This window comes from uncultured Oscillibacter sp., assembly GCF_947654275.1.
GTDB lineage: Bacteria > Bacillota > Clostridia > Oscillospirales > Oscillospiraceae > Oscillibacter.
In genome coordinates, this window is sequence record NZ_CANTJS010000017.1 from 45901 (window position 1) to 56888 (window position 10988).

Genomic DNA, 10988 nt, shown 5'->3' on the forward strand with positions numbered 1-10988 from the left:
GTTTCCGCCGCCGGTCTGTCACCTGGGCCTCAGAACCGCCGGCGGCCATGGGACTCAGCGCAGCAGCACCGGCTGAATCTGCTCCCCCCTCAGAGCGGCGTCCACCGTCTCCGTCAGCCGGGAGAAATCCGCCACCAGAGAGGTGGGTTTTTTCTCGGCATTATCCTGCCCGAAGGGCGCAAAGAAAAAGTGCTTCCTGGCCAGCAGCTCCCCGATGTTCCTTGCGCCTGCCGCCAGCCCGTCGTTGCTGGACACCGCCAGCACCACCGGACGGCCGTTCCGCAGATGCGCCTTGGCGGCCATGGTCACCGCCGTGTCGGTGATGCCCGTGGCCAGCTTGGCGATGGTGTTGCCGGTGGCGGGGGCAATCACCAGCACATCCAGCAGCCCCTTGGGCCCGATGGGCTCCACCGAGGGGATATCATGCAGGACCTTGTTTCCCGTCAGCTCCTCCAGGCGCTTCATCAGCGCCTCGGAGGTCCCGAACCGTGTATCTGTCACAGCGGAGATTTCCGAGACGATGGGAATGACCGTCTCATAGTGCTCCGTCAGGTCTTCCAGGGCTTTCAGCACCTGTTCATGGGTGCAGAAGGACCCGCAGACCGCGAAACCGACCCGTTCTTTTCTCATGCAGGGTCACCTCGTTTTTCCAATAGGATGTAATACACCGCGTCCCGGATGGCCGCCGCCGCCGTGCGGGGAGCCAGACGGCCCGGCAGGGACCGGGCCCAGACCACCCGCTCCGCCGGAGCGTCGATGCCCCGGACAGAGGCCAGGTCCACCAGCAGGCAGTCCGCCGGCAGCTGGTCCAGCAGGGGGCCTCCCAGGACGGGGAAGGGGATGGTGTTGAATACCGCGCCGAATTCCGACAGATGGCCGGACAGTTGCCCGGTTTCCAGCGCCCGGTAGCCATAGGCCCTGATCCATGCCAGGTCCTCCGGCCGCCGGGCCGTGGCGGTGACCCGGGCCCCCAGACCCTGGAGGCGGCAGCTCAGCAGCTTTCCGATGCGGCCAAAGCCCAGCACCAGGCATTCCATGCCCAGCAGCGTCCGGTCCAGCCGCTCTAGGGCCGTCTGAATGGCCCCCTCCGCCGTGGCGGCGGCATTGGCTACGGCCAGCTCCTCCCGCAGGAAATAGTCCTCCAGCAGAAGGCCGCAGTCCTCCGCCTCCCGGCGCTGCTGAGGCCGGACCTGCCCGGCCAGAACACGCTGCCGGGGCCGCAGGCGGCGGAACAGCGAGCCGGTGGGCACGGCCCCCTCCTCGCAGTTCAGAACGCCCTCCCCCCGGCACAGCGGCAGCGGCAGAATAATCACGTCCGCCGCCGCGGCCCGGTCCAGCGAACCCGGGTCCGCCGGCTTCCAGCGGTCCAGCCCATAGGTACAGACGGCGTTCCCGTCCGCCTCCAGCAGGCGGCTCAGCTCCGCCTGGCGGCGGTCGCCGCCAATCACGCCAAAGGTCCTCTTCGCTTCTTCCATTCGGCACTCCCCCTTGCTTCATGGTATGGCGGCGGACGGCGGATGGTTCCTCAGGCCTCCGGTGGGGGCGTCTTCGGCTTTCTGCGGAGCTTCAGGGTGACGCCGGCCTCCCCGGCGGCGGCCAGCAGCTCCCCGGAGACCGCCGCCGTCCGCTCCTTCAATGAACGGTCCGCCATGGCCTCCGCCCGGGCCCGAATCCGCTCCAGGACGGGGAGCTCCAGCAGGTTCGCCGCCAGGAAAAACAGGGTTTTCCGTCTCCCGTCGTTGCAGTGCTTCAGAAGGAAGCCCAATATTTCCCGCCGCTCCGGAACTCCGGCGCGGCAGGCCTCCGGTCCCAGGAGGCGGGCCCTCTCCAGGTCCGCCTGACGGCGCTGATGGGTGATGAAGGAATCATAGTCCCCGCAGCACAGCCGTCCGCAGGGATAGTCCCCGCACTGAAAACAGTAGGCGGGGCCTCCGTGCTCCAGGGCGCACCGGGCAATTTTGCAGGACTGATTGCCCGCGCCTCCGCCGCAGCCGGGGCAGTGTCCGTCCCATTGCATGGGACACAGGCCGCAGTTCAGCCCGCAGAGAGAAAACAGCAGGTCCTGCCGCTCAAATCCCTTCATAGCGCTTCCCGTCTGACCGCCGCCAGCAGCGCCGCCCGGTCGTTGGGCAGCTCGCCGTCCACCACCTGGCCGAGGAGCCTGTCCAGCGCCTCCCCCAGAGCCGGGCCGGAGAGGCCCAGGGCCAGCAGGTCCCGCCCGTCCACCGCCAGCTGCTTCAGGGAAAAGCAGGCCTCCTCTTCCAGAAGCCTGTCCAGAATCTCCTCCCCCTTTTGAATTTCCGCCTGACGGCCATGGTACGCCGGGGCCTGGGCCAGATTGTCCGCCCGCTTCAGGGCCAGCAGCAGCCGCAGGTCCTCCTCTCCCAGGGCCCGGAGGGCCCGGCGGACTCCCCTGTCCGTCCGGGGGATGTCCCGGTCGTGCCACTCCACCAGCCGGACCGCCCGCTCCCGGAACTCGTTGGAGCATTTCAGCCGCCGGAGCATGGCGTCCGCCAGGGCGACGCTGGCTTTGGCGTGGCCGTAGAAGTGGCCCACGCCGTTTTCATCCAGGGTGAACGCGGAGGGCTTGCCCACGTCGTGGAGCAGGGCGGCGCAGCGCAGGACGGGAACGGGGGGCGTATGCATCATGGCGGCCAGGCTGTGCCGCCAGACGTCGTAACAGTGGTGGACGTTCCGCTGGTCGAAGCCTACCATAGGCAGAAGCTCCGGCCAGAAGACCCCCAGAACCATGGGGTGATTCTCCAGCACCCAGCCGGTGTCCGGGCCGCAGAGGAGCTTCATCAGCTCCGTCTGTATGCGCTCCGGAGCAATCTCCCGGAGCAGCTCCCGGTTCCGGTCCATGGCGGCGTCGGCGGCGCGGTCCTCCTCCAGCCGGAGGCACGCCGCAAAGCGCATCCCCCGGAGAATCCGCAAAGCGTCCTCCTGAAAGCGCCGGTCCGGGTCCCCCACACAGCGCAGAATCCCCGCCTCCAGGTCCCTCCGTCCGCCGAAGGGGTCCCGCAGTTCCCCCCGGAGGTTCACGGCCATGGCGTTGACGGTGAAGTCCCGGCGGGCCAGGTCCTCGTCGACAGAGCGGGTAAACGTGACGGAGTCCGGCCTGCGGTGGTCGCGATAGGCCCCGTCGACACGGTAGGTGGTGACCTCCACCGGCCCCTCCGCTGTGCTTACGGTGACGGTGCCGTGCTTCAGGCCCGTGGGAAGGGCCTGCCCGCCGAACACGGCCATGGTTTCCTCCGGCAGGGCGGAGGCGGTCACGTCCCAGTCTTCCGGCTCCCGGCCCAGCAGGGAGTCCCGGACGCAGCCCCCCACGCACCAGGCTTCATGCCCCGCCGCCTCCAGGGCCTCCAGGACTTCCTTTACATACGTTGGTATCTCCATTGCCTCACTCCCCTTGCTTTTTGGAGTCTTTTAGAACCTGTATTCATAGCCGTAAGATGCTGGATGGACAGGGATTTTTCCTGTCAGACAAGAAGATCTTTTGCGCCCGCAGCAATCCTGACGGATTGCAAGGGAAATCGACGCGGTATGGCGGGAGAAAGGCCGTCCAGACAGCGTCCAGCGGTTGTGAATACAGGTTCTTAGCCTATGATAAAATCGAAATTCTTCATCCAGGCAGGTGATTGCATGATTCTCTGGCTCAACGGCGCCTTTGGCGCAGGGAAGACCCAGACGGCCTGTGAGCTCCGGCGCAGGCTGCCGGGGTCCTGTGTGTTCGACCCGGAAAACGCCGGGTTGTTCATCCGCGCAAGCCTTCCGCCCGCCGCGCGGCCCGCCGGTTTCCAGGACCTGCCCCTGTGGCGCGCCCTGACCTGCGACATGCTCCGCCTGATTGCGGAACGCCATGACGGCCCCATCATCGTCCCCATGACGGTGACGGACCGGACCTGCTGCCGGGAGACCGTGGAAGCGCTGTCGGCGGAGTTCGACGTCCGGCATTTCATTCTGTGGGCGGAGCGGGAGACCCTTCAAAAACGGCTGGCCTCCCGGCTGGAGGGAAGCCGCTCCTGGGCTGCGCTCCAGATGGAACGCTGTCTCCGGGCCTTTGAAACGGACATCACGGAGGTGAAACTCCCCACCGACGGCCTGACCATCAGCCAGACCGCGGAAAAAATCGCGGACATCGCAGGCCTTGTCCTCTCCGAGGACCGCCGGAGCGGACCGCGGAAGGCCCTGGACCGGTGTCTGCTCCAGCTCCGGCAGATTCGGTTCCCCGGCCCGTTCCATCCATAGGGAGACGGGTGAGGCCGGCGGCCCCTGCGCCATGGTCCTGTTATAAAATGCGTGGCCGGACATTCCCTTCGTTCTTTCGCCGTTGCAATTCTCCGTTTTCTATATTATAATAGAAGACTCAAAAGGATACAATCTTTTTAGGCTCCGTTTTCTGGAAAGGAAGATGGTTTTCATGTTATATCATACCCAACCCATCAGCGACTATCTCAAGCCCGGCGTCCGGGCCCACCTGGTGGGCATCGGCGGCGTGTCCATGTGCCCTCTGGCGGAGGTCCTCCGGACCAGGGGGCTGGTGATTCAGGGCTCCGACATGAGCGACAGCGCCACGGTGAAGCACCTCCGGTCCCTGGGCATCCCCGTGGCCGTGGGCCACAGCGCCGAGAATCTGGGGGACTGCGATCTGGTCATCCGCACCGCCGCCGTCCACGACAGCAACCCGGAGATTTCCGGGGCCATCGCCAGAGGCATCCCCATCTATGAGCGGGCCCAGGCCTGGGGCGCTCTCATGCGGCACTATCCCAACGCCCTCTGTGTGGCCGGGACCCACGGCAAGACCACCACCACGTCCATGTGCACCCATATCTTCATGGCGGCGGAGGCAGACCCCACGGTGATGATCGGCGGCACCCTGCCCCTGCTCCGCTCCGGCTACCGGGTGGGCCAGGGGGACACCATCATCCTGGAGTCCTGCGAGTACTGCAACAGCTTCCTCAGCTTTTACCCCACCGTGGCGGTGATTCTGAATGTGGAAGCCGACCACCTGGACTTCTTTAAGGACCTCCAGGACATCAAGGCCTCCTTCCGGAAGTTCGCGGAGCTGGTGCCCCCCGGGGGCCGGGTTGTCGTCAACGCCGACAACGACGGGGCCCTGTCCACGGTCCGCGGCCTGGACGCCTTCACCTTTGGTCTGGACGCTCCCGGCGCGGACTGCACCGCCGCCAATCTCCGCACGGAAAACGGCTGGCCGGCCTTCGATGTGACAGTCCACGGGGAGATCTACGCCCACGTGTCCCTCCGGGTCCACGGGCGGCACAACATCCTCAACGCCCTGGCGGCGGCCTCCGCGGCCTGGGTGCTGGGCCTGCCCGGCAAGGCCGTGGAGGAGGGTCTGGCCTCCTTCACCGGGGCGGGGCGGCGCTTTGAGTACAAGGGGACCTATAACGGCGCAGACGTCTACGACGACTACGCCCACCACCCCGACGAGCTCCACGCCCTTCTGACCATGGCCAGGGGCCTGGGCTACCGGCGGCTGACCGTGGCCTTCCAGCCCCATACCTATTCCCGCACCGCCAAGCTCTTCGACCGCTTCGTGGAGGAGCTGAAAATTCCCGAGGTGGTGGTGCTGCCGGAAATCTACGCCGCCCGGGAGCAGAATACCTACGGCATTTCTTCGGCGGACCTGAGCCGGGAAATCCCCGGGTCCGTCTACTGCTCCACCCTGGACAAGACGGCGGAGGCCCTCCGCCGCCTGGCCCAGCCGGGGGACCTGATCCTCACGGTGGGCGCGGGGGATATCTACCGCGCCGGGGAAAAGCTGCTGGGCAAATGAGGAATTAGGAATGAGGAATTAGGAATTATTTCCACATTAACAGATCGTGCCAAAGACCGGAAAATTCCTGATTTTTCGTTTTATGAGAGGTATACGTATGATGGATATTTCACCCCTGTACCACAACGCCCGGCCGGACGGGGAACTGCTGCCTCAGGAGGCGGCGGCCTTCGCCCTTCTGGAGGAGCTGGGCATGGACTACGACCGGGTTTCCAGCGACCCCGCCGACACGATGGAGAAATGCGCCGCCGTCAGCGAGGTGCTGGGGGTGCCCATCTGCAAAAACCTGTTCCTCTGCAACCGGCAGAAAACCCAGTTCTACCTCCTCTGCATGGGGCCTGGCAAGCCCTTCCACACCAAAGACCTCTCCCGGCAGATCGGCTCCGCCCGGCTGTCCTTCGCCCCGGAGGAGGCCCTTTGGGAGCTGCTGGGCTGTACGCCGGGCTCGGCCACCGTTCTTGGTCTGATGAACGACACAGAGCACCGGGTACGGCTGCTGATGGAGCGGGAGGTCTATGAGGCGGAGTTTCTCAGCTGCCACCCCTGCATCTGCACCAGCAGCCTGAAGCTGAAAACGGCGGACGTGCTGCAAAAGCTGCTCCCCCGCACCGGCCACGAGGTCACGGTGGTGGACCTGTAATACACGAACCGATACCCAAAAACCCGCTGGAGCTCCAGCGGGTTTTTTCGCTATATTTTGCTATGATCGGCCTTGCGCCGCCGGGCTCGGCGGATTCCGGAAACCGGCTATGCCTCCCCTAGGGGGACAGGCGTTGGATACGGATTCTGTCAGACGCATTGAGTTTCTGGCGGACACGCTTTATGAGGGGATTTATCTTCTCACCAGCCGCCCATCGCCTCTGGCTGGCTTGGGGCCCAATAGGAACACAACTGAGGGGCTGACACCGTGTGTGGCATCGGCCCCTCGCTGGATTTTATTGTACGGTTCAGCACCGGGAAGCCGGCACGCTGCGCTTAATCTGCAGCAGCAGAAGCACCAGGCTGACGCCCAGCAGGATGTGACCCATCCCGGCCATGCCGGAGACCGCCGCATCCGCGCCTCTGGAGAGATTGGTCCCCACAACCTGGGTCACCCCCCGCACCACCAGCATCACGGCGGTCAGGTTCAGCCCGATGTGGTAGACCGCCAGCACCCGCCCGGTCTTCGCACCGGTAAAGGCCAGGTTCTTTTCCAGCACTACCAGCAGCAGGAAAAACACCAGGCCTAACAGAAAGTAATGGGTATGTACGACGGAGAGGGCGGTCCGGGCGGTAAAGCCGTTGAACTTGGTGAACTCCCGGTAAAACACGCCGCCAATCATAGCCAGGACAGCGTACAGCAGAGCTGCATTCATATAGCGTTTCATAATCGGTTCCTCCTTATTTGCATTCCTGTTTCATGGCGAAATATCCGATGAGCACCGTCCAAACATAGGCACAGGTCTTGGGAATCATCAGCATCCCGATCATGGGTATGGCGTCCGCCCACAGGACCACTGGAATGTAAAAACCAAAACTCAGCACGATGGTCAGCCATATCCAGCGGAACGCCCTGTCCCCGTGCTTCTTTCCACTGCGGTAGAACAGCACGATCACCAGCAGACCCAGCAGGGCAAAGGGGATGTTGCGGTAGACGCCCCAGGAGAGGGGTGCTGCGGCGGTGAGCCACTGGTTCTGGGGCATCATGCACAGCGCAATCCGCACCCCGGCCAGAACGTACACGGCGGCGGTAAGGCCGCCCCGCCCGCTGATGTGATACCGCTGCCGCCAGACGTAGTAGAGCAGTACATAGAAAACCGTCATGGTGACCGAGGTGACCAGTTTTCCAAAGCCCAGGGGAACGGTGCAGTTCTCCAGGCCGGTGGTACACAGGGCGATGACGCGGGGAACCAGATGGAAGGAGTCTCCTGCACCCAGCACGACAGCCATCCATCCAAACAGGCGAAACTGGCGCGCGCCCTTACTGCCCCGGATCATTAAAATTCCGATGGTGATGACTGTAATCAAGTAGACAAGATCAAACAGGGTTTCCGCAACTGCCTGCATCGCTTACGCTCCTTTATGAGTAAGATTTTAATAAAGAGTCCTGCGGACAATTTCCAGTACGGGGACGGGATCGTAGTCCTGCCGCAGAAGGGCGGACAGTATCAGCGAAAACAAAACATCGGAAAACCGTCTCGCGGTGAATTGCTCCGTAAAGGCATCCGCCCGAATCCTGCTGTCCTGCATTAGGACGGAATACAGTCCATCTATAATCTGCTGCCAGACCTGCCGCATGTTCCGTTTCCCACCGGCTTTCTCCTCCTGCAAAAAGCCCAGGGAGTGCAGTGTAAAAAATCCGGGATATTGCCTGCAGCCGCGCTCCATCTGTTCATACGTCCAGGTGATATAGGCCTGGGTATCATGAAACAGGGCCTTATCTTCCGGGCGGGGGAAAATCTCGCGCCAGACGCTTTCCACAGTGGCAGACGCCAGGGCGGATTTGGAATCAAAATAATTGTAGATGGCCCCCACCGACACCCCGCAGGCCGCGGCGACAGAGCGGATATTGACTGCGGACCATCCCTGCCGCCGGATCAGCTCCTGGCTGGTTTTCAAAATATCCTCTTTTGATGTAACTGCCGTATTCATCGTATCACCTCAACATGAACGATATTCAGTATAGCGGCATATCTCCGGATTGTCAAGCGTTTTTGGGAATGGGGGAAGCGGTGAATTTTATCGCGCTGCAGACAGAGCGGTAAGAAAACATTTCCCAGGCAATATTTGATGGTTTATGGCTGTTTTTGCCCTGTTCCATTTGCTTTCCGGCACGCTTTGGAAGCAGTGTTTCCATATACCCCCACGTCTGTCTGCGGCTGTTTATGTGATCAGAATGATTAGCGTAACGAAAGAGGCCCTAAATATGAACCGCGAAGCGCTGAGTCGTTCGCGTGCTGTTCGCCTCTGTATTTCTCCGTTTTTACCCATAAGTTTCTATCGGCTTTCAGCCTTCAATTCGGTATCGTGTGGTTGCCAAAGGTACCTAAAAATACTGAAAACAGGGGAAACAGAATGGAAGACTTGAAAAGAATCATTGCCGCCGCGCTGATAATGGCCGTACTCACCACACCAGGAGATACCTTCCGAACTCATCCGGGTAAGCAGCTGCAAGGGCAGTACCTCGGCGGTCGGAGAGCGAAGCGGTCTCATCATCGGACCCAGCGGCACGAACGACTCCGACACTGGCTACAGCTTTGTTTTCTACACACGCTACCCCGACTAAAAACGCACACACAACGGCGGCGGACCCGTAACTGGTCCACCGCTGCTGTTTTCGGGACAGGGGCCCGTCCGTCCCTCGGGGGTCCGCAGGGGCCGGGCTCTGTCCCGGCCCGTCTCCCGAAAGCACGGAAAGCCCGAAAAAACGGCTCCTCTCTTTTCCTGTATTGTACATTCTGGCCGGGAACCGCAAGAAAACAAGAATACTTTCTTGTAAAATCGCCCAAAAGCACAGATTGCAGCAAGTTCTTTAAGGCCCCAAGCGGAAAAATTCGATAGAATAACAGCAGACAGCATACCACCATATGGAGGACCCGGACATGGCAAAAAACTGAAGGCGGAAGCCGCCGCTAAAAAAGGAAGGAAGGGAACTGCACCATGAGCGACAACGAAAAGAGAGCGAGAACCCTGGCGGTGACTGCCGAAGAACGGCTTTCCGCTGGTGAGCGGCTGGCTTATGGCTGCGGCGATACCGCCTGCAATATCGTCTTCGGAATGATCAGCACCCTGCTGACGCTGTTCTACACCGATTACGCAGGCATCCCCGTGGCAACCGTGGGCCTGGTGATGCTGATTTCCCGCATTTTTGACGGAACCTCGGATGTAATCATGGGTTTTATTGTCAGCCGTACGAAGAGCAAGTGGGGCAAGGCCCGTCCCTGGATTTTGTGGATGAGCGTTCCCTACTGCATTGCGGCGGTCATGCTCTTCACGGTGCCCCAGACGTCCGCCTCCCTGCAATTCTGGTACATATTCATCACGTATAACCTGACCACCACCGTTCTCTATACCGCCATCAATGTCCCTTATGGCACGCTGTCCACCATGATGGTGCGTTCTTCCAAAGAACGAGACCTTCTCTCCGTGTTCCGCATGTCCATGGCTCCGATAGGACGGATCATCTCCGTCACCTTCACCATGCCGGTGGTGAAGCTGTTCGGTGACACCGAGCAGGCCTGGTATAAGGCCATGATGATGTGGTCCTTCATTGCCTTTATCATGCTGCTGATTTGTTTCATGAAGTGCAAAGAGCGTGTCCAAATCGAGACGGCAGAGAAAACCGATGTGCCCGTCGGGAAAAACCTGAAGGCGCTGGCTATGAACCCCTACTTTTGGGCGGTGCTGGTCCTCTGGACGGTCACCTGCGTACACGGCACCCTGGTTGGAACAGACCTCCCGTATTACTGCAAATACCTTCTGGGCAACGACAGCTGGATGTACAGTATGCTGTATCTGGCGGAAGCGGGAACCCTGGTCATTGGAGCAATGCTCTGTCCCATGCTCTTGAGCCGCTTCAGCAAACGGGACCTGTCCCTTGCAGGCTGTATCCTGGCCATTGCCGCCCACTCGGTCCTGCTGCTCAATCCCAGGAACTTCACACTTGTGCTGGTCAGCAGCATTGTCCGCGCCCTGGGAGAAGCGCCCCTTACCGCTATTGTATTCGGCATGATGGGCGATGTTGTGGAATACGGTCAGTGGAAGACCCATATCCGTCAGGAGGCTCTGATTTTCGGCGGCGGAAGCCTGGGCTTCAAAATCGGCACCGGAATCACCAGTGCCATCATTACAAAGCTGATGGACGCCAGCGGCTATATGAGCTTTGCCGGCGGTTCCGTAGCCCAGCCCAAAAGTGCTCTGGCGATGATACAGAACATCTATTTGTATGGGCCGATACTGATCTGGGCCATCGCCGTGGCCGTGCTGGCGTTCTACAAGCTCGACAAACAGTATCCGTCCATTATGGACGAGCTGCGGCAGAGAGAAGCGCGGGGAGAAATGTAAACGGAAAACAGCAGAGACCGGGCCGGCAGATTTGCGGTCCGGTCTTTTGCTTATTTTTTATGCTTTATGTTTTATGCAAAGGGGTTTTCCGTGGGATAGGGCAGGCTCTTGGGCTGGTTATAGGCAATGTCCTGAATGCCCAGCA

11 protein-coding genes are annotated in these 10988 nt (G+C 61.3%); 4 read left to right on the plus strand and 7 right to left on the minus strand.

Going from position 1 to position 10988, the window contains the following annotated elements; genetic code table 11:
- Nucleotides 1-54: 54 nt before the first annotated feature.
- From Q0063_RS06420 to Q0063_RS06435, 4 genes are read right to left on the minus strand one after another with little or no spacing between them, the layout of a single operon-like run.
- A complete protein-coding gene (locus tag Q0063_RS06420; protein WP_297871146.1) occupies nt 55-630 on the minus strand; it encodes a dipicolinate synthase subunit B in 576 nt (191 codons plus the stop codon).
- Nucleotides 627-1475: a dipicolinate synthase subunit DpsA gene (locus Q0063_RS06425; RefSeq protein WP_297871147.1), complete on the minus strand. Its 849-nt coding sequence runs from the start codon at nt 1473-1475 to the stop codon at nt 627-629. Before Q0063_RS06425 ends, Q0063_RS06420 begins: the two co-directional genes overlap by 4 nt.
- 50 nt (nt 1476-1525) lie before the next feature.
- Nucleotides 1526-2083, minus strand: coding sequence for a DUF3795 domain-containing protein (locus Q0063_RS06430; protein ID WP_297871148.1), 558 nt, complete (start codon nt 2081-2083; stop codon nt 1526-1528).
- A complete protein-coding gene (locus Q0063_RS06435) occupies nt 2080-3399 on the minus strand; it encodes a CCA tRNA nucleotidyltransferase (protein ID WP_297871149.1) in 1320 nt (439 codons plus the stop codon). Before Q0063_RS06435 ends, Q0063_RS06430 begins: the two co-directional genes overlap by 4 nt.
- A 207-nt stretch (nt 3400-3606) precedes the next feature.
- Between Q0063_RS06435 and Q0063_RS06440 the strand changes: the two genes are divergently transcribed.
- From Q0063_RS06440 to Q0063_RS06450, 3 genes are all read left to right on the plus strand, one after another.
- Nucleotides 3607-4251, plus strand: a complete 645-nt coding sequence (locus Q0063_RS06440; protein ID WP_297871150.1) for an AAA family ATPase — start codon at nt 3607-3609, stop codon at nt 4249-4251.
- A gap of 172 nt (nt 4252-4423) precedes the next feature.
- Nucleotides 4424-5800 carry a UDP-N-acetylmuramate--L-alanine ligase gene (murC, locus tag Q0063_RS06445; RefSeq protein ID WP_297871151.1) on the plus strand — a complete coding sequence of 459 codons (1377 nt, stop codon included), beginning with the start codon at nt 4424-4426 and terminating at the stop codon, nt 5798-5800.
- 97 nt (nt 5801-5897) lie between these two features.
- The gene (locus Q0063_RS06450; protein WP_297871152.1) at nt 5898-6440 is read left to right on the plus strand and encodes a prolyl-tRNA synthetase associated domain-containing protein; all 543 of its coding nucleotides are present in this window, start codon (nt 5898-5900) and stop codon (nt 6438-6440) included.
- 307 nt (nt 6441-6747) lie between these two features.
- Here Q0063_RS06450 and Q0063_RS06455 read toward each other — a convergent pair whose 3' ends face one another.
- The 3 genes from Q0063_RS06455 to Q0063_RS06465 are packed head-to-tail and all read right to left on the minus strand — an operon-like array spanning nt 6748 to nt 8431.
- Nucleotides 6748-7167, minus strand: a complete 420-nt coding sequence (locus tag Q0063_RS06455) for a DUF2871 domain-containing protein (protein ID WP_297871153.1) — start codon at nt 7165-7167, stop codon at nt 6748-6750.
- Nucleotides 7168-7180: 13 nt separating this feature from the next.
- Entirely contained in the window at nt 7181-7846 is a 666-nt protein-coding gene (locus Q0063_RS06460) for a hypothetical protein (RefSeq protein ID WP_297871154.1), read from the minus strand.
- Nucleotides 7847-7873: 27 nt separating this feature from the next.
- Complete coding sequence (locus Q0063_RS06465) at nt 7874-8431, minus strand: TetR/AcrR family transcriptional regulator (RefSeq protein WP_297871155.1); 558 nt, start codon at nt 8429-8431, stop codon at nt 7874-7876.
- A gap of 1008 nt (nt 8432-9439) precedes the next feature.
- Between Q0063_RS06465 and Q0063_RS06475 the strand changes: the two genes are divergently transcribed.
- Entirely contained in the window at nt 9440-10843 is a 1404-nt protein-coding gene (locus Q0063_RS06475) for an MFS transporter (protein ID WP_297871156.1), read from the plus strand.
- Nucleotides 10844-10988 lie beyond the last annotated feature (145 nt).

What these genes read in the sequence shown, in the direction of transcription:
- Q0063_RS06465 (WP_297871155.1), bottom strand. Translation starts at nt 8,431, where the DNA reads ATGAATACGGCAGTTACATCAAAAGAGGATATTTTGAAAACCAGCCAG.
- Q0063_RS06475 (WP_297871156.1), top strand. Translation starts at nt 9,440, where the DNA reads ATGAGCGACAACGAAAAGAGAGCGAGAACCCTGGCGGTGACTGCCGAA.
- Q0063_RS06435 (WP_297871149.1), bottom strand. Translation starts at nt 3,399, where the DNA reads ATGGAGATACCAACGTATGTAAAGGAAGTCCTGGAGGCCCTGGAGGCG.
- Q0063_RS06425 (WP_297871147.1), bottom strand. Translation starts at nt 1,475, where the DNA reads ATGGAAGAAGCGAAGAGGACCTTTGGCGTGATTGGCGGCGACCGCCGC.
- Q0063_RS06460 (WP_297871154.1), bottom strand. Translation starts at nt 7,846, where the DNA reads ATGCAGGCAGTTGCGGAAACCCTGTTTGATCTTGTCTACTTGATTACA.
- Q0063_RS06420 (WP_297871146.1), bottom strand. Translation starts at nt 630, where the DNA reads ATGAGAAAAGAACGGGTCGGTTTCGCGGTCTGCGGGTCCTTCTGCACC.
- Q0063_RS06455 (WP_297871153.1), bottom strand. Translation starts at nt 7,167, where the DNA reads ATGAAACGCTATATGAATGCAGCTCTGCTGTACGCTGTCCTGGCTATG.
- Q0063_RS06440 (WP_297871150.1), top strand. Translation starts at nt 3,607, where the DNA reads ATGATAAAATCGAAATTCTTCATCCAGGCAGGTGATTGCATGATTCTC.
- Q0063_RS06450 (WP_297871152.1), top strand. Translation starts at nt 5,898, where the DNA reads ATGATGGATATTTCACCCCTGTACCACAACGCCCGGCCGGACGGGGAA.
- murC (WP_297871151.1), top strand. Translation starts at nt 4,424, where the DNA reads ATGTTATATCATACCCAACCCATCAGCGACTATCTCAAGCCCGGCGTC.
- Q0063_RS06430 (WP_297871148.1), bottom strand. Translation starts at nt 2,083, where the DNA reads ATGAAGGGATTTGAGCGGCAGGACCTGCTGTTTTCTCTCTGCGGGCTG.